This is a genomic window from Pseudomonas sp. 910_23 (assembly GCF_052850795.1).
The window spans coordinates 1-24,386 of sequence record NZ_VXCZ01000008.1 but is presented as its reverse complement, the minus strand read 5'-3'; the positions used below and the strand labels follow the sequence as shown (position 1 = coordinate 24,386).

Genomic DNA, 24,386 nt, shown 5'->3' with positions numbered 1-24,386 from the left:
TAGATGCCTGCCGATGCTTGAAGACTACGTCAAAAAGATCCTCACCTCGCGCGTGTATGACATCGCCGTGGAAACTCCCTTGCAGACTGCCCGCCAGCTCTCCGAGCGGTTGGGCAACAAGGTCTGGCTCAAGCGCGAAGACTTGCAGCCGGTGTTCTCGTTCAAGATTCGCGGCGCCTACAACAAGCTGACCCAGTTGAGCAGCGAGGAGCGCGCCCGTGGCGTGGTCACGGCATCGGCGGGCAACCATGCCCAGGGCCTGGCCCTGGCGGCCAAGGTGCTGGGGGTCAAGGCCACCATCGTGATGCCCAAGACCACCCCGGAGATCAAGGTCGAAGGCGTGCGCTCGCGGGGCGGCAAAGTGGTGCTGCACGGTGATTCCTTCCCGGAAGCCCTGGCCTATTCGCTCAAGCTGGTCGACGAAAAAGGCTACGTCTACATTCACCCCTACGATGATCCACACACCATTGCCGGGCAGGGCACCGTGGCGATGGAAATCCTGCGCCAGCACCCGGGGCCGCTGGACGCGATTTTCGTACCGGTGGGCGGCGGCGGGTTGATCGCCGGTATTGCGGCGTATGTGAAATACCTGCGTCCGGAAATCAAGATCATCGGCGTCGAGCCGGACGACTCCAACTGCCTGCAAGCCGCCATGGCGGCAGGCGAGCGCGTGGTGCTGCCGACCGTAGGAATCTTTGCCGATGGCGTGGCGGTGGCGCAGATCGGTCAGCACACCTTCGACATCTGCAAGGATCATGTGGATGAAGTGATCACCGTCAGCACCGATGAAATCTGCGCGGCGATCAAGGATATCTACGACGACACGCGCTCCATCACCGAGCCGGCAGGCGCGTTGGGCGTGGCCGGGATCAAGAAGTACGTCGAGACTCGCGGCGTCAGCGGCCAGACCTTTGTCGCCATCGACTCTGGCGCCAACGTCAACTTCGATCGCCTGCGCCATGTGGCCGAGCGTGCCGAGCTGGGTGAAGGCCGCGAAGCCATCATCGCGGTAACCATCCCCGAGCAGCCGGGCAGTTTCAAGGCGTTCTGCGAGGCCGTGGGCAAGCGCCAGATCACCGAATTCAATTACCGCTACCACTCTGGCAGCGAAGCGCACATCTTCGTCGGCGTGCAGACCCACCCGGAAAACGATCCGCGCAGCGCACTGATCGCCAGCCTGACCAGCCAGGGTTTCCCCGTGCTGGACCTGACCGAAAACGAACTGGCCAAGTTGCACATTCGCCATATGGTGGGCGGCCATGCGGCCAAAGTCAGCGATGAGGTGGTGTTTCGCTTCGAATTTCCGGAGCGTCCGGGCGCCTTGTTCAACTTCTTGCACAAGCTGGGCGGGCGCTGGAACATTTCGATGTTCCACTATCGCAACCACGGTGCAGCGGACGGGCGTGTGGTCGCCGGGCTGCAAGTGCCGGCGGACGAGCGCCACCTGGTGCCGGCAGCCCTGGCTGAAATCGGCTACCCGTACTGGGATGAAAGCGAAAACCCGGCCTACCAGTTGTTCCTCGGTTGAGCGACTACGCTGACTGAGCGGCCTTTAAGGAATCGAGACCATGGAAACACTGACCACCCTCAAGGTTATCCACATCACCGCCACCGTGTTGCTGCTGCTCAGCGGCCTCGGCCTGGCCGTACTGGCCTGGCGTAAACGCAGTGCCGGCCCGGCGGTCATCGTGCAACGCCCATGGGCGTTCGTGTGGCTGCTGATGGGCATTTGCCTGGTCAGTATGCCGTTCACCGGTTGGTGGCTGGTGCACCTGATCGGCTGGCCGCTGGGGCAAACCTGGATTTTAGGCTCCAGCATCCTCTACACCGTGGCGGCGCTGGCGTGGTTCTGGCTGGTGGCGCGCCTTAATCGCCTGCGCAAAGGTGAGGGCGGCAGCCTGAATTTTACCCTGGTGCTGGCGGTGGTCAGCCTGGTGGGGTTTGTGGCGATTGCAGGGCTGATGGGCGCCAAGCCGGTTTAAAGCGTTAGATCGCGTCGCCTTCATCGCAGGCAAGCCAGCTCCCACAGGGGAATGCATTCCAAATGTGGGAGCTGGCTTGCCTGCGATAGCGTCATCAGCTGCGCAGAGTGATCACCGGCCAGCCCCGCTTCTGCGCTTCAGCGCGCAAATTCGGATCCGGATCCACCGCCACCGGATGCGTCACCTGCTCCAGCAACGGCAAATCATTCATCGAGTCGCTATAGAAGTAGCTGTCTTCCAGGCTGTACCCAGTCTCTTCCAGCCAGCGATTCAAGCGCGTCACTTTGCCTTCTCGAAAGCACGGTATATCGGTGCTGCGCCCGGTATAGCGGCCGTCGAGCATTTCGCATTCGGTGGCGATCAGGGTCTCGACGCCCAGCAACTCGGCAATCGGCGCGGTGACGAAGCGGTTGGTCGCAGTGATGATCACCAGCTTGTCGCCGGCGGCGCGGTGTTTGGCCAGCAATTGCGCCGCCAGGGGCAGCATCAGTGGGTCGATGCAGTCGCGCATGAAGTCGCGGTGCCACTCGTCCAACTGGGCCATCTCGGTACGGCCGAGGATTTCCAGGCTGAAGTTCAGGTAGGCAGCATTGTCGAGCTTGCCGGCCAGGTAGTCCTGGTAGAACTCGTCGTTGCGGGCCTTGTAGGCCACCGGGTCGAGAATCCCACGCTCACACAGGTAATCGCCCCAAGCGTGATCGCTGTCACCGCCGAGAAGGGTGTTGTCCAAGTCGAATAAAGCCAGGCGCATTGCAGTTACTCGCTGAAAAGTCTGTAAAAAGGCGTCCAGAATACGGTCTTTTCACAAGAGTGCACATAAGGTAAGAAGCCTCGTTGCCGCTGGAACAATCTTTGTGGAACAATGCGGCGACATGCGTTTGCGAGGTTGTTGCCGTGATCGACCCCGATGGTTTCCGTCCTAATGTCGGGATTATTCTTACGAATGATGCCGGACAGGTGCTATGGGCTCGCCGAATCAACCAAGATGCCTGGCAGTTTCCTCAAGGTGGGATAAACCCCGACGAAACCCCTGAAGACGCCTTGTACCGTGAGTTGAACGAAGAAGTCGGCCTTGAGCGTGAAGATGTGCAGATTCTGGCCTGTACCCGTGGCTGGTTGCGCTATCGTTTGCCGCAACGCCTGGTGCGTACCCACAGCCAACCGCTGTGCATCGGCCAGAAGCAGAAATGGTTTCTTTTGCGCCTGATCTCCAACGAGCAGCGGGTGCGGATGGATTTGACCGGTAAACCGGAGTTCGATGGCTGGCGCTGGGTCAGCTATTGGTACCCGTTGGGCCAGGTGGTGACATTCAAGCGCGAGGTTTACCGCCGCGCTCTCAAAGAGCTTGCCCCGCGCCTTTTAGCGCGCGACTGACGACGGAGTTCGACCCCGAGCCATGCTCAATACGCTGCGCAAGATCGTCCAGGAAGTTAACTCCGCCAAGGATCTCAAGGCGGCGTTGGGGATTATTGTGTTGCGCGTCAAGGAAGCCATGGGCAGCCAGGTCTGCTCGGTTTACCTGCTGGACCCCGAGACCAATCGTTTTGTGCTGATGGCCACGGAGGGCTTGAACAAGCGCTCCATCGGCAAGGTCAGCATGGCGCCCAATGAAGGTCTGGTGGGCCTGGTGGGGACGCGTGAAGAACCCCTGAATCTCGAACATGCGGCCGACCACCCGCGTTATCGCTACTTCGCCGAAACCGGTGAAGAGCGCTACGCCTCGTTCCTGGGGGCGCCGATCATCCACCACCGCCGCGTTGTCGGCGTGTTGGTCATCCAGCAAAAAGAACGCCGCCAGTTCGATGAAGGTGAAGAAGCCTTCCTCGTGACCATGAGTGCGCAGCTGGCCGGGGTTATCGCCCACGCCGAAGCCACCGGCTCGATCCGTGGCCTGGGGCGCCAGGGCAAGGGCATCCAGGAAGCCAAGTTCGTCGGCGTGCCCGGTTCGCCGGGTGCTGCGGTGGGTACGGCGGTGGTCATGCTGCCGCCAGCCGACCTCGATGTGGTGCCGGACAAGACCGTCCACGACATCGAAGCCGAAATCAAACTGTTCAAGACCGCCCTGGAAGGCGTGCGCGCCGACATGCGCAACCTGTCGAACAAGCTGGCCACCCAGCTGCGCCCCGAAGAGCGTGCGCTGTTCGACGTGTACCAGATGATGCTCGACGACGCGTCCCTGGGTAACGAAGTCAAAACCGTGATCAAGACCGGCCAGTGGGCCCAGGGCGCGTTGCGCCAGGTGGTCACCGATCACGTCAACCGTTTCGAAATGATGGACGACGCCTACCTGCGCGAGCGGGCTTCGGATGTGCGCGACCTGGGTCGCCGCCTGCTGGCGTACCTGCAGGAAGACCGCAGCACCAACATGGTCTTCCCCGATAACACCATCCTGGTCAGCGAAGAGCTGACGGCCACTCAGCTCGGCGAAGTGCCTGAGGGCAAGCTGGTGGGCCTGGTCTCGGTATTGGGCTCGGGTAACTCCCACGTCGCGATCCTGGCCCGGGCCATGGGCATCCCGACGGTGATGGGCCTGGTGGACCTGCCGTACTCCAAGGTCGACGGCATCGACATGATCGTCGATGGTCATCGCGGCGAGGTATTTACCAACCCCAGCGACGTGCTGCGCAAGCAATACGCCGAAGTGGTGGAAGAAGAGAAGCAACTGGCCCAGGGCCTCGACTCGTTGCGCGAGCTGCCCTGCGTCACCCTCGACGGTCACCGCGTACCGCTGCTGGTCAACACCGGCCTGCTGGCCGATGTAGCGCGTGCGCAGCAACGAGGCGCTGAGGGGGTGGGGCTGTACCGCACCGAAGTGCCGTTCATGATCAACCAGCGTTTTCCGAGCGAGAAGGAGCAGCTGGCGATTTATCGCGAGCAACTGCAGGCCTTCCACCCGCTACCGGTGACGATGCGCAGCCTGGACATTGGCGGCGACAAGTCACTGTCGTATTTCCCCATCAAGGAAGACAACCCCTTCCTTGGCTGGCGTGGCATTCGCGTTACCCTCGACCATCCTGAAATCTTCCTCGTCCAGACCCGCGCCATGCTCAAGGCCAGCGAGGGGTTGAACAACCTGCGTATCCTGCTGCCGATGATCTCCGGCACCCATGAGCTGGAAGAAGCCCTGCACCTGATCCACCGCGCCTGGGGCGAAGTACGCGACGAAGGCGCCGACGTACCGATGCCGCCGATTGGCGTGATGATCGAAATTCCCGCAGCGGTATACCAGGCCAAGGAGTTGGCGCGGCAGGTGGACTTCCTCTCGGTGGGCTCCAACGACCTGACCCAGTACCTGCTGGCGGTGGACCGTAACAACCCACGGGTGGCCGACCTCTACGACTACCTGCACCCGGCGGTGTTGCAAGCCTTGCAACACGTGGTGCGCGACGCCCATGCCGAAGGCAAGCCGGTGAGTATCTGCGGTGAGATGGCTGGCGACCCGGCCGCTGCGGTGTTGCTGATGGCGATGGGCTTTGACAGCCTGTCGATGAACGCCACCAACTTGCCGAAGGTGAAGTGGATGTTGCGCCAGGTTGACCTGGGCATGGCCAAGGATTTGCTCGCGCAGTTGATGACCATCGACAACCCGCAAGTTATCCACAGCTCGTTGCAGTTGGCGCTGAAGAACCTCGGGCTGACCCGGATGATCAACCCGGCCTCGGCGAAAACCCTCTAGACCGAGGCGCCTTCATCGCAGGCAAGCCAGCTCCCACAGGGAACTGCATTCCAAATGTGGGAGCTGGCTTGCCTGCGATGACGTCAGTCCAAGCGCCGTCAGATTTCCAGTTCGACCTCGCCCAGCCGCCCGCCGTGCGGGCCAAAGCTACGCTCCAGCATCCTGCGCGTCCCATCGGCATTCACAATCAGCGCCGTGCTCGCCCGTGTCCCATAACTGGGGCTGGCGATAAACACGCTCGATAGCAGGTTTTCGGTCGCCAGGCCTACGCCGGTGTCCGGCAGTTCAGCAAACGGGGCGGTCTGCGGGTCGCTGAGAATTCCCAGCAGTGCCTTAGGCTCGGGGTTCTCCAGTACTGCGCTGAACGCCGCCTTGGCCTTCACCAACTTAGGCCAGGGCGTATCCAGCCCGGCATTGGATAACCCGTAAACCCCAGCCTTCAGCAACGTAGGCTCGGTATCATTGGCGTTGTAATGCCACAGCTCATCCCGCGTACCCACCAGCAGGTTAAACCCGGCATATTCAATCGAACGTCCGTTAACGTCGGCTAAATAATCATCAATGGGCAGCGATCCACTGAGAAAGCGCGCCACCAGCTCGCCCCGCGACTTGCGTGCCGGTGGCTGGTGCGGGTCGCGGATATTGGTCAGCGCAGCAAAACGCCCATCCGCGTTTACACCCAACCAAGTGCCCCCGGCCTCCTGATCGCGGCCAGCATAGACCTGCGGCGCATCCGGCCACTGGGCCAGCGGCAGGCTGGGGCGGGCATAGAACTCATCGCGGTTGGCCGCGACGATCAGCGGTTGGGCATGGCCTGGTCGCCAGGCGAAAACAATCAGGCACATCGGGTGACCCCTTTTGTGTTTTTGCCACTCTACCCACAGATGTGCAGGCGTTCCATCGTAACGAAGTTGGGCCGTTCACCTTCCATCCGTTAACATGCCGGGCTATTTGGCGTGTATGTGAACTTCTTAATTTGATCTCGCCGCTGTAACGCAGGCTTAATCGCACATCGGCATGGTCCGGTGCGTCATGACTAAATGTTTTAACGAGGAGTCGCAATGCTGCCTTACCCGCAGATCGACCCGGTGGCCCTGGCCATTGGTCCGCTGAAAATCCATTGGTACGGGTTGATGTACCTGATCGGCATCGGCGGTGCCTGGCTGTTGGCTTCCCGGCGCCTGAACCGTTTCGACCCGACCTGGACCAAGGAGAAGCTCTCCGACATGGTGTTCTGGATGTCGATGGGGGTGATCGTCGGCGGGCGCCTGGGGTATGTGCTGTTCTACGACCTGTCTGCGTATATCGCCAACCCGACGCTGATTTTCGAAGTGTGGAAGGGCGGCATGGCATTCCACGGCGGGTTTGTCGGCGTGATGATCGCTGCCTGGTGGTTCGGGCGCCGCAACGGCAAGTCGTTCTTCCAGTTGATGGATTTTGTGGCGCCGTTCGTGCCGATCGGCCTGGGTGCCGGGCGCATTGGCAACTTTATCAACGCCGAGTTGTGGGGCAAGCCGACCGACGTGCCGTGGGCCATGGTGTTCCCGCCGTTCAGCGACCCGGCGCAACTGCCGCGCCACCCGTCGCAGCTGTATCAGTTCGCGTTGGAAGGTGTGGCGCTGTTCCTTATTCTTTACCTCTTCTCGCGCAAGCCACGCCCTACCATGGCCGTGTCGGGCATGTTCGCGCTGTTCTACGGGATTTTCCGCTTTATCGTCGAGTTCGTTCGGGTGCCGGATGCGCAGTTGGGCTACCTGGCGTGGGGCTGGCTGACCATGGGTCAGGTGCTCAGCCTGCCGATGATCCTGGCGGGCCTGGGCATGTTGTGGTGGGCTTACAACCGCCCGCAGCCGCTGAAGAACGCCGCGCTTTAAATTCGAACGCCGAGGTTTGCCCGCCTCGGCTTCAACGATACAGGTACTCACATGAAGCAATATCTCGAACTGCTGCACGACGTCGTGACCAATGGCCTGACCAAGGGCGACCGCACCGGCACCGGCACCAAGGCCGTGTTCGCCCGTCAGTATCGGCATAACCTGGCCGACGGCTTCCCGCTGCTGACCACCAAGAAACTGCACTTCAAAAGCATCGCCAACGAGCTGATCTGGATGTTGAGCGGCAACACCAACATCAAATGGCTCAACGAAAATGGCGTGAAGATCTGGGATGAATGGGCCACCGAAGACGGTGACCTGGGCCCGGTGTACGGCGAGCAGTGGACCGCCTGGCCGACCAAAGATGGCGGCACGATCAACCAGATCGACTACATGGTGCACACGCTCAAGACCAACCCCAACAGCCGCCGCATCCTGTTCCACGGCTGGAACGTCGAGTACCTGCCGGACGAAACCCAGAGCCCGCAGGAAAACGCGCGCAACGGCAAGCAAGCCCTGCCGCCGTGCCACTTGCTGTATCAGGCGTTCGTGCATGACGGCCATCTGTCGATGCAGCTGTATATCCGCAGCTCCGACGTGTTCCTGGGGCTGCCGTATAACACCGCCGCGCTGGCGTTGCTGACCCATATGCTGGCCCAGCAATGCGACCTGATCCCTCACGAGATCATTGTCACCACTGGCGACACCCACGCTTACAGCAACCACATGGAACAGATCCAGACCCAGTTGGCGCGCACGCCGAAAAAGCTGCCGGAGCTGGTGATCAAGCGCAAGCCTGCTTCGATCTACGACTACAAGTTCGAAGACTTCGAGATCGTGGGCTACGACGCGGACCCGAGCATCAAGGCAGACGTGGCTATCTAAAGCCTGCCTCGGTCAGAACTGTGGGAGGGGGCTTGCTCCCGATGGCGGTGTATCAGTTACAGAGGTTATGACTGATCCACTGCTATCGGGAGCAAGCCCCCTCCCACATTTTAATCGTGTTCACTTAGGTTCAATGGCCGTGGCTTCTGCCCACATGTGAAGGCTCGGCCTCACTGGCCGCAATCCCGCCGCTGACCTCCAACTGCTGCAAAATCCCGCACTGATCCCCACCGCCGCAACGTTGGCGCAGGTCCAGCAGTTGTTCCTGCAAGGCCAGCAATCCGTCGATCCGCGCTTTCACGTGGTGGATATGTTCGTCGATCAACGCATTCACGCTTTCGCACTGGTCCTGGGGGCTGTCGCGTAGCCCTAACAGGCTGCGGATTTCTTCGAGGGTCATGTCCAGGCTGCGGCAGTTGCGAATAAAGATCAGCCGCTCGGTGTGCGCCTGGGTATAGACCCGGTAGTTGCCCTCAGTGCGCGCAGGCGGTGGCAGCAGGCTTTCCTTCTCGTAATAACGGATGGTTTCCACCGGGCAGTCGGTGAGTTTGGCCAGTTCGCCGATCTTCATCGCAGCAATCTCCAAATGGGTGCTTGACCCTATAGTGGCTACAGGGTCTTTACTTGGCAACAGGCACCTTTACGGACGCGACCTGATGAGCCACTCCATTCACACCCCGCACAAGCACGACCACAAGCACGATCATGACCATGCTCATGATCACCCGCACGATCATGGTCACGATCACCCACATGATCACGCCCCGGCAAAACTCACGCCGGTGGATAGCCACGGCCACTCAGGCTCCTGCTGTTCCGGCGCTGCCGGGCCTGCCGTGGTGACCCTGAGCGAAGCGCCCACCGCCGGCTCGCGCCTGAGCACTTTCCGCATCGAAGCCATGGACTGCCCCACCGAGCAGACGCTGATCCAGAACAAACTGGGCAAGCTCGCCGGCGTGCAGCAACTGGAATTCAACCTGATCAACCGCATCCTCGGTGTCACCCATGACCTGCCGAGCACGGCGCCGATCATTGCGGCGATCAAGTCCATTGGTATGCAGGCCGACCCTATCGAGGAAGGCAGCCCCACCGCCGCGCCGCCGGCCAAGAAGCATTGGTGGCCATTGGCAGTGTCGGGCGTGGGCGCCCTGGGTGCCGAAGTGCTGCACTTCACCGGTGTGGCACCGACTTGGGTGATCGCACTGGTGGCGCTGGTGTCGATCCTCAGCGGCGGCTTGACCACCTACAAAAAGGGCTGGATTGCCCTGAAAAACCTCAACCTGAACATCAACGCGCTGATGAGCATCGCGGTGACCGGCGCCATCCTTATTGGTCAGTGGCCGGAAGCGGCGATGGTGATGTTCCTGTTTACGGTGGCCGAGTTGATTGAGGCCAAGTCCCTGGACCGGGCGCGCAATGCCATCAGCGGCTTGATGCAGATGACCCCGGAGCAGGCCACCGTGCGCCAGGCTGACGGTTCATGGATGGAACAAGAGGTCAAAAGCATAGAGCTTGGTGCGATCGTTCGAGTAAAACCCGGCGAGCGTATCGGCCTGGACGGTGAAGTCACTGCCGGTCAATCCACCATCGATCAGGCACCGATCACCGGGGAAAGCCTGCCGATTGAAAAGACCATCGGCGATAAAGTCTTCGCCGGCACCATCAACCAGGCCGGTTCCCTGGAGTACAAAGTCACTGCGGCGGCCAACAACTCGACCCTGGCGCGAATCATCCACGCCGTGGAACAAGCCCAAGGCGCACGGGCGCCGACCCAGCGTTTTGTCGACAGTTTTTCCAAGGTCTACACCCCGGCGGTGTTCCTGTTTGCCCTGGGCGTGGCGGTGATTCCGCCGCTGTTCATGGCGGGCGTGTGGTTCGACTGGATCTATCGCGCCCTCGTGCTGCTGGTGGTGGCATGCCCGTGTGCCTTGGTGATCTCCACACCGGTGACCATCGTCAGCGGCCTGGCCGCCGCAGCGCGCAAAGGCATCCTGATCAAGGGCGGCGTGTACCTGGAGGGCGGTTACAAGCTCGACTACCTGGCGCTCGACAAGACCGGCACCATCACCCACGGCAAACCGGTGCAAACCGATTACCTGCCGCTGTTCCCGAATCTTGAAGACAGCGCCCCGGCCCTGGCCGCCAGTTTGGCCGGGCGTTCCGACCACCCGGTGTCCCTGGCGATCGCCAACGCAGCTGTGGATAAAAACCTGGCGCTTCACGTTGTGGATAACTTCGAGGCTCTGGCCGGGCGCGGTGTGCGCGGCGACATCAACGGCCAGACCTATCACTTGGGCAACCACCGCCTGGTGGAAGACCTCGGCCTGTGCTCAGAGGCGTTGGAAGAAAAACTCTTCGCCCTGGAAAAACAAGGCAAGTCCGTCGTGCTACTGCTGGACAAGTCCGGCCCCCTGGCGCTGTTTGCCGTGGCCGACACGGTCAAGGACAGTAGCCGCGAAGCCATCCAGCAACTTCACGACCTGGGCATCAAAACCCTGATGCTTACCGGCGACAACACCCACACCGCCCAGGCGATTGCGACCCAAGTCGGCATCGACCAGGCCCAGGGTGACCTGTTGCCCACCGACAAGCTGCAAGCTATCGAAACCCTATACGGCCAAGGCCATCGGGTGGGCATGGTCGGTGATGGCATCAATGACGCCCCGGCTCTGGCCCGTGCCGAGATCGGCTTCGCCATGGCTGCAGCAGGCACCGACACCGCCATCGAGACCGCCGACGTGGCGCTGATGGATGATGATCTGCGCAAGATTCCGGCTTTCATTCGGCTGTCGCGGCAAACGTCGAGTATCCTCAAGCAGAACATCGCCCTGGCGCTTGTGATCAAGGCGATTTTCCTGGCCGTGACCTTCATGGGCATGGCGACCATGTGGATGGCGGTCTTCGCCGACATGGGCGTGAGTTTGCTGGTGGTGTTCAATGGCCTGCGCCTGTTGCGCAAATAGAGGATGAGAGGGTGGTGTGCTGAGTGCTGAGTTAAAGGCGTTTTTCATGGTCGCCCGCCTGGGCAGTATCACCCAGGCGGCGAAAAAACTCGGCCTGAGCCAGCCCACGGTGACCACCCAGATTCGCAACCTGGAAAGCCAATACGGCGTTGAGCTGTTCTATCGCGGCGGCCGTCGCCTGACGGTCAGCGACGAAGGTGCGCGGCTGTTGCCGATGGTCAAGACGCTGTTGCAGCAGGAAGCGGATATCGAGTTTTTCCTGCGCAACAATGGTCAGGTCCAGGGCGCGCTGCGGATTGCCGCGACGGCGCCGTATTACATTCTCGACCTGGTCAAAGCCTTTCGTGAACGCCTGCCGCACGTGGAAGTGTCGGTGGAAATCGGCAACTCCCAGCAGGTGCTCGAAGCGCTGGATGATTACCGCGTCGACGTTGCGGCCTCTTCGCAATTGCTGGACGACCCGCGCCTGATCCGCCGCGTGCTGGGCACCGACCCGCTGGTGCTGGCGGTACATCGCAATCACCCGTTGGCCAAGCTTGAACATGTGTCGTTGAGCGCGCTGGCCGGGCACACGTTGTTGATGCGTGAAGCCGGCTCCACCACCCGCAGGCTGACCGAAGAACTGTTGAAAAGCGGCGGCGTGGGGTATGGGCCGTTGCTGGAGATTGGCAGCCGTGAGTCGATTCGCGAGGCGGTGCTGCGCAATATCGGCATCAGCATCATCGCTCGCCAGGAAGTGCCCCATGATCCGCAATTGCGTGTGCTGACCATCGAGAATGCACCGCAGATTCCGGAGTATCTGTATTGCCTCAAGGAGCGTAAAGGTGCGCGGCTGCCGGCAGCGTTCCTTGGCCTGGCTCAGGAAATGTCGCCAATTTAAGTTCTGCGGCTGGCTTGAGGGCCAATCGGGAGCAAGCCCCCTCCCACATTTTGACCGCATTCTCATGTTGGAACCCGGTCAACTGTGGGAGGGGGCTTGCTCCCGATTGCGGTAGGCCAGGCAACTCATCTCCATGAGTCCTACACAAATCCACCAATACCACTATCACCCCGTTTTGCCTTTCTGCCACACCAACTACGCATTGCCTCCCTAGCATGGCTTTCATCCGTTCGATGAGGTGCCTTGCATGAACACAGCCCTGACCCAACCCGGCGCGCCCATGAAGGTGCGCGGGATCCAGAAACGCTTTGGCGCTTTCACCGCGCTGGACAACGTGTCCCTGGACGTCGCCGCCGGCGAGCTTGTGTGCCTGCTGGGCCCGTCCGGCTGCGGCAAGACCACGTTGCTGCGCTGCATCGCCGGCCTGGAGCGTCAGGATAGCGGTGAGCTTTACCTGGGCGAGCGGGACGTTTCCCTGCTGCCGCCCCAGGCGCGAGACTACGGCATCCTGTTTCAGTCCTACGCGCTGTTCCCCAATCTCACGGTTGAAGCAAACATCGGCTACGGCCTCACAGGCAGCGGCCGCGATGAAGTGCGCAAGCGCGTCGGGCAGATGCTTGAACTGGTCGGTTTGGTCGGCAGCGAAAAGAAATACCCCGGCCAACTCTCCGGCGGCCAGCAGCAGCGCGTCGCTCTGGCCCGTGCATTGGCGCCGGCCCCTTCGTTATTACTGCTGGATGAACCGATGTCGGCCCTCGACGCCCGTGTGCGCGAGCATTTGTGCACCGAGCTGCGCCAATTGCAGCGGCGCCTGGGTATTACCACCTTGATGGTGACCCACAACCAGGACGAAGCCATGTTGATGGCCGACCGCATTGCCGTGATGAACAACGGTAAGGTCGAGCAGTACGCCACGCCCCAGGAGATCTACGACCGCCCGGCCACACCCTTCGTCGCCGAGTTTGTTGGCCAGGGCAACTGGTTGCCGTTCAACCGTAGCAGCGCCAGCCATGCCCAGGTCGGCGGAATGAATATGCGCCTGGCCGACGATGCGGGTGTGGCCCGGTCCGGCCGCCTGTTCTGTCGCCCGGAAGCGATCAGCGTCAACCCGACGGTGCATGAAGAGAACCTGTTCCCGGCCAAGGTTCGCGAAATTACTTTCCTCGGCAACCGCTGCCGCATGAGCTTTGAGCTGGAACAGTTGCCGGGTCATCCGTTGCTGGCCGAACTGGCACCCGAAGCCATGCCGCGCCTGGGTGCCCAGGACATCTGGGTGGCCTTGCCGCCGCGCAGCCTGCAGGTGTTTGCCTGAGATGGCCGCCGTCATGACATTGCCGGTACCGCGTCAAGTGTCCCGCGCCGAGTGGGGCGACCGTCTCTTTGTGGTCGGCGGCAAATGGCTCTGGCTCGGCCTGTTGGTGTTAGCGGTCCTGCTGCCGTTGCTGGCGATCTTCTGGCGCGGCTTCAGCAGCGAAGCCGGGCAGGGCGGTGGGCTGGTAGCCGCGCGCGAACTGCTGACCAGCGCCAACTTCCACTGGTTGCTGGGCAATAGCCTGAAAGTTTCCCTCAGCGTGGCGGCCATCGTCGTACCGCTGGCTTACCTGTTTGCCTATGCCCTGCAACGTACGCTGATTCCCGGCAAGACCGTCTGGCGCGGTTTGTCATTGCTGCCCTTGATGGCGCCGTCGATGCTGCCGGGCATTGCCCTGGTCTATCTGTTCGGCAACCAGGGCATGTTGCGCGGCTTGCTCTCGGAGAATATCTACGGCTTCTGGGGCATTGTGCTCGGTGAAGTGATCTACACCTTTCCCCATGCGTTGATGATCCTGCTGTCGGCCTTGTCCCTGGCGGATGCGCGCTTGTTCGATGCGGCGTCGAGCATGGGCGCCAGCCCGGCCCGGGCGTTTCGCAGCATCACCTGGCCGGCCACGCGCCAGGCGGTGTTCGCCGCGTTCTGCCTGGTGTTTACCCTGACCATCACCGACTTCGGTGTGCCGGTGGTGGTGGGCGGTGATTACCAGGTGTTGGCGCTGGAAGCCTACAAGGCGGTGGTCGGTCAGCAACAGTTCGGGCGCGGCGCGTTGATCGGCATGGTGTTGCTGCTACCGGCACTGTTCAGCTTTGGCGTAGATGCCTGGTTGCGCCGTCGGCATGGCGACTCGATGAGCGGTCGCGCCCAGGTGTTTCTGCCCGCGCCATCGCGGCTGCGCGACGGTTGCTACCTGGCCATCGTGTTGCTGATTTGCGCGGTGTTGTTGCTGGTGTTCGGCATGGCGGTGTATTCGTCGCTGGTGAAGTTCTGGCCGTACAACCTGTCGCTATCGCTCAACCACTACCAGTTCGAAGACACCGCCGGCGGCGGCTGGCTGGCCTACCGCAACAGCCTGACCATGGCGCTGTGCACGGCGTTGATCGGCAGTGTGTTGATCTTCACCGGTGCCTACCTGATGGAGAAGACCAAGGGCCAGAAGGGCCTGAACCTGGCGCTGCGCATGCTCAGCTTCGTACCGATGGCGGTGCCGGGGCTGGTGCTCGGCTTGGGCTACGTGTTCTTTTTCAACCTCAACGGCAACCCGCTGCACGTGTTCTACGGGAGCATGGCGTTGCTGGTGGTGTGCACCATTGCGCACTACCTGACCACCGCGCAGATGACCGCGACCACCGCCCTGCGCCAGCTGGACGCCGAGTTCGAAGCGGCGGCGTTGTCGCTCAAGGCGCCGTTGTACCGCCACTATTGGCGCGTCACGGTGCCGATCTGCCTGCCGGCGCTGCTGGATATCCTGCGCTACCTGTTTGTGTCGGCGATGACCACCGTGTCCGCCGCGATCTTTCTCTACAGCCCCGATACCATCCTCGCCGCCGTCGCCGTGCTGAACATGGACGACGCCGGCAACGTGGGCGGCGCGGCGGCCATGTCGACCCTGATCCTGTTCACCTCAGTCGGCGTCTCGCTGTTGCTGGCGTGGGCCTCACGTGGCGCGCTGCGTCGCTCCCAAGCCTGGCGCCAGACCGCGCCCGGCCAATAAAACATCCCTGAAGGAGGTGCTCCATGTTCAAGCCCCTGGCGCTGGTCGCTGCGGTACTCACGGCATTCAGCCTGAATGCCTTCGCCAAGACCGAGTTGACCGTGTACACGGCCCTCGAAGCCGAGCAATTGAAGACCTACAAAAAAGCCTTCGAACAGGCCAACCCTGACATCGAGATCAAGTGGGTACGCGATTCCACCGGCATTATCACCGCCAAGCTGCTGGCTGAAAAAGACCGCCCGCAGGCTGACGTGGTGTGGGGCCTGGCCGCCTCCAGCCTGGCGATCCTCGACCAGCAGGGGATGCTGGACAACTACGCGCCCAAGGACCTGGACAAGATCGGCCAGCACTACCGCGACGCCGCCAACCCGCCCGCCTGGGTCGGCATGGACGTGTGGGCCGCGACCATCTGCTTCAACACCATCGAAGCCGAAAAGCTGGGCCTGACCAAACCGGTGAGCTGGCAGGACCTGACCAAGCCTGAGTACAAGGGCAAGATCGTGATGCCTAACCCGGCGTCCTCCGGCACCGGCTTCCTGGATGTCAGCGCCTGGTTGCAGACCTTCGGCGAGAAGCAAGGCTGGCAGTACATGGACGACCTGCACCAGAACATCGGCCAGTACGTTCACTCCGGCTCCAAGCCGTGCAAGCTGGCGGCGTCCGGTGAGTTCCCGATCGGGATTTCCTTTGAATACCCGGCGATTCAACTCAAACGCCAGGGTGCGCCGCTGGACATCATCCTGCCGAAAGAGGGCCTGGGCTGGGAGATCGAAGCCACCGCCGTAGTCAAGGGCAGCGCACACGCCGATGCGGCAAAAAAACTCGCTGACTTTTCCGCCAGCCCAGCGGCGATGGAGCTGTACAAGGCTAACTTCGCCATCCTCGCCCAGCCGGGTATCGCCAAGCCGCAGACCGAATTGCCGGCCGACTACGAGCAGCGCCTGATCAAGAACGACTTTGCCTGGGCCTCGAAAAACCGCGACAGCATCCTGACTGAATGGCGCAAGCGCTATGACGGTAAGTCGGAGAAGGTGGCGGGTCAGTAAGGTTTTCGTTAGGGCTTATGGCCCCTTCGCAGGCAAGCCAGCTCCCACATTTGAAGGTATTCACACATCAAAATTTGGGAGCTGGCTTGCCTGCGATAGTGGCTTCGAATTCAGGACATCACTCCATGACACACCACAGCGACCTGCTGATCATCGGCGCCGGCATCCTCGGCCTGTCCCACGCTTATGCCGCCGCCAAGCGCGGCCTCAAGGTCAAGGTGTTCGAGCGCAGCGCCACGCCATTGGGCGCTTCTGTGCGTAACTTCGGCCAAGCCCTGGTCACTGGCCAGCCGCCGGGGCCGATGCTGGACCTGGCCCGCCAGAGCCGCGAGATCTGGGGCCAATGGGCGCAAACGGCGGGCCTTGCGCTCAAGCGCAATGGTTCTTACCTGTTTGCCCGCACGGAAGCTGAAGAACATCTGCTCGAAGCCTTCTGCGCCGGGCGTGCCCGCGAACACGGCTACAGCGTCGAGCTGCTGCAAGGCGCTGCGATGAAGGACCTGTATGCCGGCCAGTTCCGCCACCACCGCGCGGCGCTGCACGGCAAGGACGATCAGCAACTGTATTCCCGCGAGGCGATCCCGGCGCTGATCCATTACCTGAGCCAGCACCTGAACGTGGAGTTTCATTTCTCCACGCTGGTACGCGACGTCGAACCGGGCCAATTGCACAGCACGGCCGGCAGCTTTCGCGGCGAGCAGATCATCGTCTGCTCCGGCCACGACTATCAGACCCTGTTGGCCGAATCCATCGCCCCGCTCAACCCGCAAACCTGCCGCCTGCAAATGCTGCGCGCCCGGCCGGCGGTCAACCTGAACCTGCAACACGCCCTGCTCACCGGCCTGAGCTGCGTGCACTACGGCGCCTTCGCCGACCTGCCGGAGGCTGCCGCAGTGCAGGCGCAGATCCTGCGCGAAACGCCGCATCTGCAGGAGCACGGCATTCACCTGTTGATCAGCCCTACACCCCATGGCGAACTGATCATTGGCGACTCCCACCATTACGACAGCGACCCGTCGCCCTTCAATGCCGAGCAGGTAGATGACTGGATGATCGAGCTGGCCGAACAGACCCTGGGCTGCAAAATCCAGGTGGTCGAACGCTGGCAAGGCGTCTACGGCGCCCGCGGGCCCGGGCCGTTCTCGTTTGTGCAGGCAGCATCCGGTGTCAGCGCTGCGTTGATGCACACCGGCGTGGGCATGAGCGTGGGGCCGGCGATGGCCGAGCGAAATATCAGTACCTTGTGGGGAGAGACGTGATGAGCCCGGTGCTCGACCTTGATGTACTCAAGGCCAAGGCGGCGAGGCTACTGGCAGCGAAGATGGGCCTTACACAATAAGCCGATACGCCGCCTGGAGCCCTTGTTGTTACCTCACTAAGGTGCTTGCTTCACCCATTAAGAGAGCAACACTGATGCACTATTTGAAAGCCATCGCCCAAGACCTGCAAGGCAACGGTCATGCCGATACGGTCATTTTGCATTTCTATCAGCAACGGCCGGGTCGTCCCGATGAGCTGATCCACGATATCGTCGGACAGGAAATGACCTCGAATGCAAAATGGGGAGGGCATAGTAAACCCGGTTCGCTGGACCTGGATAAGCGCCGGATCGCGACTTTCGCCGACAGCTTCGTGAAACTCAATTGGTTTAACCCGGCAAGCCATTGGCAGTGTGCGCTCGTCATCTATGTGGATGATTTCAGCGACGCGGGACGGCCGGATTCGGTGAGGCTGGAGTTCCGTGAGAGCAAGGTGTCCGAGGGGAAAACATTACTGGTCTCCAGAACCATGGACTATGACGTCGACAGCGACAGCGTGTTGGAAACCGCTACCACCAATAGTGATATCGACCGCAACGGGGTAGCTGAAAACGCTGATAAAGAACTGGTTCGCTCGCTATGCAAGGCGTTCCTGGGGTTGAATTGGTGAGCGCTTTAAGCGCGTCACGCTTCGTTGAGCTGTTCAGCCAATGTTTCGACCTGTTCCTGACGCTCGGCCTGGCTCAGCTTGGCGTGGGGGTTGAGGGATGACCATTGCGGATAGGCGCGGGCCTTGTGCAGCGCGTCGGGCAGCTTGCCCTCGCGCCAGGTTTTGTCCTGGGGCGTGTCGACCTTGATGCTATGCATCGCCGCATGCCCGCGCAGACTAAGGGCCTTGAGCAACTGACGTTGGCGCAAGGCGAGCAGGCGCAGCACGCTGTCGTCGACGGTCAGCTCGCGCTGGCCCTTGATCTTGCCGAGCAGGCGGCTGCCGTAACTGCGTGCGGTTTGCAGGGCGCCACCGGCGATAGCGCCGGCCAGTGCCGCAGCGCCAAGGGTCAGGCCGCCGACCAGCAGGTCCACGCCCGCACCGGCAGCGGCACCGGCGGCGATTCCGCCACCGACCCGCACGCCAAGTTGCTTGAGGGTTTCGGGGTTGAACAAGTCATCGCCCCAGCGACCGTCAAGCAACGGTAGATCACTGGCGGCGGCATCCTGTGGGCGAAAACCGAACAGTTTGAGCAGGGCTTCAACACACTTTTGTTCCCGTTGGCGCACCGCTTTGCGCAGATCGCCGATGGCTTGCTGCTCATCTTCGGTGACCACACTGCGACGGCAGGCCGCGCAGTCGATCAGCAGTTCGGCGATCAAGCGTGCGGCGCTTTGCTGGCGGGCCTGGCGTTGGGCCTCTTGATCGAGGATCAGGCGTTCCAACTGCGGTCTGGAGTTTTCCAGCAGCAGGGCCAGGCTTTCATACAGGCGACGTTCACCGTCTTCCGGCGGCGCCACGCTGTCGAAACGCACCAGCGCGTGCAGGCCGAGGCGGGCCAGGGCTTCGCGCCAGTCCGGCTCGCGCTGGTCGCTGCTGGTGACGAAGTTGAGCACCGGCAACAAGGGTTTGCCGCAACTGGCCAGCACTTGCAGCTCATCGCGGTACTTGGCCAGCACCGGCTCGCGGGCGTCGATCACATACAGGCCGGCGTCCGAGGCCAGCAATTGGCGTAACACCTTGGCTTCCTGTTCGAAACGCTGGCGCGCTTCGCTGCCCTCCAGAAAACGCGCCAGGCGAGCGGGACCGTCCAGGCGTTCACCGGGGCGATCCAGGCGCTCCAGATAGTCGAGCAGGGCGATGGCGTCTTCCAGGCCGGGCGTGTCGTACAGCTCCAGCAAGGCTTCGCCATCCACCGACAAGCGCGCGCCTTCGACATGCCGCGTGGTGCTGGGGCGATGGGAGACTTCGCCGAAGCCCACGTCACGGGTGAGGGTGCGCAGCAGTGAGGTCTTGCCGACATTGGTGTGGCCGACCACGGCGAGTTTCAGCGGTTTAGTCATGCCCGGTCTCCAGCCAGTTCAGCGGTGCGCAATCGGCAAACGGCAGCTCAAGTTGTTGCAGTGCGGTGTGCCAGTCACCCAGGCGTTCGGCGTCCAGCGCCTGGCCGGGCGGCGCTTGCAGCAGCCATACACGGGTGGCGGTGGCGCTGCGCGCCAGTTCGGCGATCAACGCCAGGCTGCCACGGTCCGGCGAGCGGCGCGGGTCGCAGACGATGACCAGACGTGCGGGCGGGAAACGGCTGAGTTGTTCCAGCAGCTTGTTCCGCGATTCACGGCTGTCGAGGATGCCGGCGTTTTTAACGTTGCTGGGCAGTTTGGGTGGCCACGGGTGGTGATCGTCGAGTTCGATGGCCACCAGCAAGGCCCCGTCGCTGTCCATCTCGCTGACGCCGCCGCTGACGTGGTGCAGCTGTTCGGGCGCGGCATCGTTGACCCCAAGCCGTTCGCTGCTAGGCATCAGGCGTTCGCGCAGTTGGGCGTAGCCTTGCAGGTTGAGGTCCAGGCGCAACGCCGCACGCCCGATTTTCCAGCGCCACAGGCAGAACAGGGCGAGGATCAATCGGGGCAGCAGGCCGTAGACCAGCAACACGCCCACCAGCCAGGCGGCCCAGGCTTGGCGGGCGTTTTCGATATTCAGGGCTGAATCACCGCTGGCGCGGATCATGTCGACGGTTGGCACATTGAAACCCAGCAAAGCGGGCAGGCTGCCGAGGGCCTGGGTCACGGCGACAAACGTGTCGGCGCCGAGAATGGTGGTTTCCCACACAAAGCCGTAGCGACGGGTGGCGAGCAGGGTCAGCAGGATCACCATGGCGCTGAGCAACGCCAGCAGCCACAGGCTGTTGACCAACACACCCACCGCCCAGCGATTGAGTTTTTGCCGTTGCAACAACAGCAGCAACGCTGGCGCCAATTGTGCGGCTTTGGCGTCACGCGCCAGTTTCTCGCTGAGCCATAACCACAGGCGCCCAAGGCTGGCGCTGTGTTCGCCAGCAAACAGCAGCCCCAGGGCCCAACTGACCAGCAGGATCAGGTTCAACCCGAGCAGGCTGCCCAGGGCCCAGAACACGTTCACCGGCGTCAGGCCATTGCCCAGCGCAGCGAATGCCAGGCCGGCGCCACTGATCACGGCCACGACCGCCAGTAAGATCAGCGCCAGGCGCGCGCCTTGCAGCCAGCGTGTGAGGGCACCGGTCAGGCCATCGCGCTCGGCCAGGTGCAAGGCGCGCTGGGTAATACGCGTCGACAGGTCGCCCCCGGCCGTGCGGGCCAGGCGGTTGGCTTCCAGGTCTTCCAGGGGGCCGGCGTGTTCTTCACGCAGGCGCACGGCTTCTGTCAGCCAGAGTGTGTGCAGAGGAGTCAGTGCAGTCACGCGCCATCCTGTTGTTTCAGTGAAGGTGGAGCATAACCGCTGACTCGCGGCTCTGGTATTCTCGTCGCCATGAAAAAAACTCTCCCTTTAAGCCTGATCGCAGCCCTCGGTGAAAACCGTGTGATCGGCGTCGACAACAGCATGCCCTGGCATTTGCCGGGGGATTTCAAGTATTTCAAGGCCACCACGCTCGGCAAGCCGATCATCATGGGGCGCAAGACCTGGGATTCCTTGGGTCGACCGCTGCCAGGGCGCTTGAACATAGTGGTCAGCCGTCAGACCGATCTGACGCTTGAAGGTGCGCAAGTTTTTCCGTCATTGGAAGCAGCGGTGGAGCGTGCCGAGGAGTGGGCCAAGGCCCAAGGCGTGGACGAGCTGATGTTGATCGGCGGTGCGCAGTTGTATGCGCAGGGATTGCAGCAGGCCGATCGCCTGTACCTGACGCGGGTGGCGCTGAGCCCGGAAGGGGATGCGTGGTTTCCAGAGTTTGATATGAACCAGTGGAAGCTGGTGTCGAATCTGGAGAATCCAGCTGAAGGCGATAAGCCGGCTTACAACTTCGAAGTTTGGGAAAAAGCCTAAAAGCATCGGGGGCAAGCCCCCTCCCACATTTGAAATGCGTCCAATGTGGGAGGGGGCTTGCCCCCGATAGCGGTCTATCAGGCCTGCGCTAACTCGGCATGCTCATCGGCATTTAACAGCGCTTTATCCGTCTGCCCCATGATCTGGCTGGTAATCGCCCCCGCCGTCATCGAACCATTGACGTTCAACGCCGTACGGCCCATGTCGATCAGTGGTTCCACCGAAATCAGCAACGCCACCAGCGATACTGGCAAGCCCATGGCCGGCAGTACGATCAGCGCGGCGAAGGTCGCACCGCCGCCCACGCCGGCAACGCCCGCCGAACTCAAGGTCACAATCGCCACCAGCGTCGCGATCCACAGCGGATCCAACGGGTTGATGCCTACGGTCGGTGCGACCATCACCGCCAACATCGCCGGGTAAAGACCGGCGCAACCGTTCTGGCCGATGGTCGCGCCAAACGAAGCGGCGAAACCGGCGATCGACTGGGGGATACCCAGGCGGCGGGTCTGCGCTTCAATACTCAAGGGGATCGAGGCGGCGCTGGAGCGGCTGGTGAAGGCAAAGGTCAGTACCGGCCACACCTTGCGGAAAAAGCGCAGCGGGTTGATCCCGGCCAACGACAGCAGCAGGCCGTGCACCACAAACATCAGGCCCAGGGCCAGGTACGACACCACCACGAAACTGCCCAGCTTGATGATGTCTTGCAGGTTGGAACCGGCGACCACCTTGGTCATCAGCGCCAACACGCCGTACGGGGTCAGCTTCATCACCAGGCGCACCAGGCGCATCACCCAGGCTTGCAGGGTGTCGATGGCGTTGATGACCTTCTGGCCCTTTTCCACATCATCCTTGAGCAGTTGCAGCGCGGCTACCCCGAGGAACGCGGCAAAAATCACCACGCTGATGATCGACGTCGGCTTGGCCCGGGCCAGGTCGGCGAACGGGTTGGCCGGCACGAACGACAGCAGCAACTGCGGGATATTCAGGTCGGCGACCTTGCCTGCGTAATCACTCTGGATCACTTGCAGGCGCGCCATTTCCTGGGTGCCGGCCACCAGGCCCTCGGCGGTGAGGCCGAACAGGTTGGTCAGGCCGATGCCGATCAGGGCCGCGATGGCCGTGGTAAACAACAGCGTGCCGATGGTCAGGAAGCTGATCTTGCCCAGGGACGAGGCGTTATGCAGGCGCGCCACGGCACTGAGGATCGAAGCGAACACCAGCGGGATCACGATCATTTGCAGCAACTGCACATAGCCATTGCCGACCAGATCAAACCAGCCGATGGAGGCTTTGAGCACTGGATTGCCGTCGCCATAGATGGTGTGCAAGGCCGCACCGAACAGCACGCCCAGAACCAAAGCGAACAGGACCTTCTTGGCCAGGCTCCAGTTAGTCCGACGGGTTTGTGCCAGGCCCAGCAAGAGGGCCACGAACACCAATAAATTGAGAATCAGGGGCAGATTCATTGAAGCTCCGTTGAGAAGGCAGCCAATCGCGTCAGCCTGCGATTGCGAACCGGCAAGCCTAACAGCTTGAAATATATTGATTTAATACCAATATGGAATGGTGACTGTCGTTTTTGGAATAAGCGTCTGACGCTGCTGCGCATGGCCGTGGCGGAATCAGAACCAAAGCCGTCGCGCTCGGGTGATAAGTGTCACAGGGATTTGTTAGCGTCGATGTCTTTCACTTGAGGGAGACAACGCCTATGAAGCTCGCGCCGAAACTACTCTTATCCGCAGCCTTTTGCCTCGGCCTCGCCAGCCAGGCGTTTGCCGCCACCGAGTTGAAACATTGGCCGGCACCGGCCGCCAAGCAACTCAACGAAATGATCGCCGCCAACGCCAACAAGGGTAACTATGCGGTGTTCGACATGGACAACACCAGCTACCGCTACGACCTTGAAGAGTCGCTGCTGCCGTACATGGAAAACAAGGGCCTGATCACCCGCGAAACCATGGACCCATCGCTCAAGCTTATCCCCTTCAAAGACACCGCCGACCATAAGGAAAGTCTGTTCAGCTACTACTACCGCCTGTGCGAAGTCGACGACATGGTCTGCTACCCCTGGGTTGCGCAGATTTTTTCCGGCTTCACCCTCAAGGAACTCAAGGTGCAGGTCGACGAGCTGATGGCCTCCGGCAAGCCCGTACCCGTCAGCTATTTTGAAGGCGACGTGGTGAAAAAAACCGAGATACAGCCACCGAAAGTCTTCACTGGCCAGGCCGAGCTCTACAACAAACTGATGGAAAACGGCATCGAGGTGTATGTGATGACCGCCGCGTCCGAGGAACTGGTGCGCATGGTCGCGGCCGATCCGAAGTACGGCTACAACGTAAAGCCCGAGAACGTCATCGGCGTGACCACGATGCTCAAGGACCGCAAGACCGGCGAGTTGACCACCGCACGCAAGCAGATCACCGCGGGCAAATATGACGAGAAGGCCAACCTCGGCCTGGAGCTGACGCCCTACCTGTGGACCCCGGCGACCTGGATGGCCGGCAAGCACGCGGCGATTCTCACCTACATCGACGAGTGGAAAAAGCCGGTGATCGTCGGCGGTGATACCCCGACCAGCGATGGTTACATGCTGTTCCACGATGTGGATGTGGCCAAGGGTGGCATCCATTTGTGGATCAACCGTAAAGACAAGTACATGACCCAGCTCAACGGCATGATCGCCAAGCACACGGCGGCTCAAGCCAAGGAAGGGTTGCCGGTGACGGCGGACAAGAACTGGGTGATCGTCAAGCCGGAGGAGATTCAGTAGGACCGCGTCGCCTGCC

At 61.6% G+C, this 24,386-nt stretch carries 21 protein-coding genes; 15 read left to right on the top strand and 6 right to left on the bottom strand.

Annotation, left to right across the window (positions count from 1 at the left end; translation table 11 throughout):
• Positions 1–13 precede the first annotated feature (13 nt).
• Positions 14–1,528, top strand: a complete 1,515-nt coding sequence (ilvA, locus tag FW800_RS11660) for a threonine ammonia-lyase, biosynthetic (protein WP_032878878.1) — start codon at positions 14–16, stop codon at positions 1,526–1,528.
• A 40-nt stretch (positions 1,529–1,568) separates the two neighbouring features.
• Positions 1,569–1,982: a DUF2269 family protein gene (locus FW800_RS11655; RefSeq protein ID WP_078822576.1), complete on the top strand. Its 414-nt coding sequence runs from the start codon at positions 1,569–1,571 to the stop codon at positions 1,980–1,982.
• A gap of 94 nt (positions 1,983–2,076) precedes the next feature.
• Here the strand turns inward: FW800_RS11655 and FW800_RS11650 are convergent, their stop codons facing one another.
• Positions 2,077–2,733: a histidinol-phosphatase gene (locus FW800_RS11650; protein ID WP_446437679.1), complete on the bottom strand. Its 657-nt coding sequence runs from the start codon at positions 2,731–2,733 to the stop codon at positions 2,077–2,079.
• A gap of 143 nt (positions 2,734–2,876) precedes the next feature.
• On the opposite strand from FW800_RS11650, the gene FW800_RS11645 reads away from it, so the two are divergent.
• Positions 2,877–3,356, top strand: coding sequence for an RNA pyrophosphohydrolase (locus tag FW800_RS11645; RefSeq protein ID WP_003176750.1), 480 nt, complete (start codon positions 2,877–2,879; stop codon positions 3,354–3,356).
• A gap of 22 nt (positions 3,357–3,378) precedes the next feature.
• Positions 3,379–5,658: a phosphoenolpyruvate--protein phosphotransferase gene (gene ptsP, locus FW800_RS11640; RefSeq protein WP_005792331.1), complete on the top strand. Its 2,280-nt coding sequence runs from the start codon at positions 3,379–3,381 to the stop codon at positions 5,656–5,658.
• A gap of 98 nt (positions 5,659–5,756) precedes the next feature.
• Here the strand turns inward: ptsP and FW800_RS11635 are convergent, their stop codons facing one another.
• Positions 5,757–6,503, bottom strand: a complete 747-nt coding sequence (locus tag FW800_RS11635) for an NRDE family protein (protein ID WP_446437678.1) — start codon at positions 6,501–6,503, stop codon at positions 5,757–5,759.
• A 216-nt stretch (positions 6,504–6,719) separates the two neighbouring features.
• Here FW800_RS11635 and lgt point away from each other — a divergent pair, with 216 nt between their 5' ends.
• Positions 6,720–7,532: a prolipoprotein diacylglyceryl transferase gene (gene lgt / locus FW800_RS11630; RefSeq protein WP_005792329.1), complete on the top strand. Its 813-nt coding sequence runs from the start codon at positions 6,720–6,722 to the stop codon at positions 7,530–7,532.
• 51 nt (positions 7,533–7,583) lie between these two features.
• Positions 7,584–8,417 (top strand): thymidylate synthase, encoded by an 834-nt coding sequence (locus FW800_RS11625; protein ID WP_005792328.1) that lies wholly within the window; start codon positions 7,584–7,586, stop codon positions 8,415–8,417.
• Between the two features lie 130 nt (positions 8,418–8,547).
• Here FW800_RS11625 and cadR read toward each other — a convergent pair whose 3' ends face one another.
• A complete protein-coding gene (gene cadR, locus FW800_RS11620; protein WP_103734214.1) occupies positions 8,548–8,988 on the bottom strand; it encodes a Cd(II)/Pb(II)-responsive transcriptional regulator in 441 nt (146 codons plus the stop codon).
• A gap of 85 nt (positions 8,989–9,073) precedes the next feature.
• On the opposite strand from cadR, the gene FW800_RS11615 reads away from it, so the two are divergent.
• The 7 genes from FW800_RS11615 to FW800_RS11585 all read left to right on the top strand — a co-directional run bounded on the left by FW800_RS11615 (position 9,074) and on the right by FW800_RS11585 (position 18,261).
• Entirely contained in the window at positions 9,074–11,380 is a 2,307-nt protein-coding gene (locus FW800_RS11615) for a heavy metal translocating P-type ATPase (RefSeq protein WP_032878887.1), read from the top strand.
• 16 nt (positions 11,381–11,396) lie between these two features.
• Positions 11,397–12,260 (top strand): LysR family transcriptional regulator, encoded by an 864-nt coding sequence (locus tag FW800_RS11610; protein ID WP_005792324.1) that lies wholly within the window; start codon positions 11,397–11,399, stop codon positions 12,258–12,260.
• 247 nt (positions 12,261–12,507) lie between these two features.
• Positions 12,508–13,572, top strand: coding sequence for a putative 2-aminoethylphosphonate ABC transporter ATP-binding protein (locus FW800_RS11605; protein WP_446437677.1), 1,065 nt, complete (start codon positions 12,508–12,510; stop codon positions 13,570–13,572).
• A gap of 1 nt (position 13,573) precedes the next feature.
• Entirely contained in the window at positions 13,574–15,286 is a 1,713-nt protein-coding gene (locus FW800_RS11600; RefSeq protein ID WP_446437676.1) for a putative 2-aminoethylphosphonate ABC transporter permease subunit, read from the top strand.
• A 23-nt stretch (positions 15,287–15,309) separates the two neighbouring features.
• On the top strand, positions 15,310–16,332 hold the full coding sequence (locus FW800_RS11595; protein ID WP_032878890.1) for a putative 2-aminoethylphosphonate ABC transporter substrate-binding protein: 1,023 nt from the start codon (positions 15,310–15,312) through the stop codon (positions 16,330–16,332).
• A 125-nt stretch (positions 16,333–16,457) separates the two neighbouring features.
• Positions 16,458–17,591, top strand: a complete 1,134-nt coding sequence (locus FW800_RS11590; RefSeq protein ID WP_446437675.1) for a TIGR03364 family FAD-dependent oxidoreductase — start codon at positions 16,458–16,460, stop codon at positions 17,589–17,591.
• A gap of 154 nt (positions 17,592–17,745) precedes the next feature.
• Complete coding sequence (locus FW800_RS11585) at positions 17,746–18,261, top strand: hypothetical protein (protein ID WP_032878892.1); 516 nt, start codon at positions 17,746–17,748, stop codon at positions 18,259–18,261.
• A gap of 14 nt (positions 18,262–18,275) precedes the next feature.
• On the opposite strand, the gene FW800_RS11580 is transcribed toward FW800_RS11585, so the two are convergent.
• Together FW800_RS11580 and FW800_RS11575 are read right to left on the bottom strand one after the other, a co-directional pair.
• Positions 18,276–19,643, bottom strand: a complete 1,368-nt coding sequence (locus FW800_RS11580; RefSeq protein ID WP_032878894.1) for a DUF3482 domain-containing protein — start codon at positions 19,641–19,643, stop codon at positions 18,276–18,278.
• Positions 19,636–21,015 (bottom strand): DUF2868 domain-containing protein, encoded by a 1,380-nt coding sequence (locus tag FW800_RS11575; protein ID WP_078822569.1) that lies wholly within the window; start codon positions 21,013–21,015, stop codon positions 19,636–19,638. The genes FW800_RS11580 and FW800_RS11575 overlap by 8 nt, the downstream gene beginning before the upstream one ends.
• 69 nt (positions 21,016–21,084) lie before the next feature.
• On the opposite strand from FW800_RS11575, the gene FW800_RS11570 reads away from it, so the two are divergent.
• Complete coding sequence (locus tag FW800_RS11570; RefSeq protein ID WP_446437674.1) at positions 21,085–21,597, top strand: dihydrofolate reductase; 513 nt, start codon at positions 21,085–21,087, stop codon at positions 21,595–21,597.
• Positions 21,598–21,674: 77 nt separating this feature from the next.
• Here FW800_RS11570 and FW800_RS11565 read toward each other — a convergent pair whose 3' ends face one another.
• Positions 21,675–23,066 carry an L-cystine transporter gene (locus FW800_RS11565; RefSeq protein WP_446437673.1) on the bottom strand — a complete coding sequence of 464 codons (1,392 nt, stop codon included), beginning with the start codon at positions 23,064–23,066 and terminating at the stop codon, positions 21,675–21,677.
• Between the two features lie 242 nt (positions 23,067–23,308).
• Between FW800_RS11565 and FW800_RS11560 the strand changes: the two genes are divergently transcribed.
• Positions 23,309–24,370, top strand: a complete 1,062-nt coding sequence (locus FW800_RS11560) for a haloacid dehalogenase-like hydrolase (RefSeq protein ID WP_446437672.1) — start codon at positions 23,309–23,311, stop codon at positions 24,368–24,370.
• Positions 24,371–24,386 lie beyond the last annotated feature (16 nt).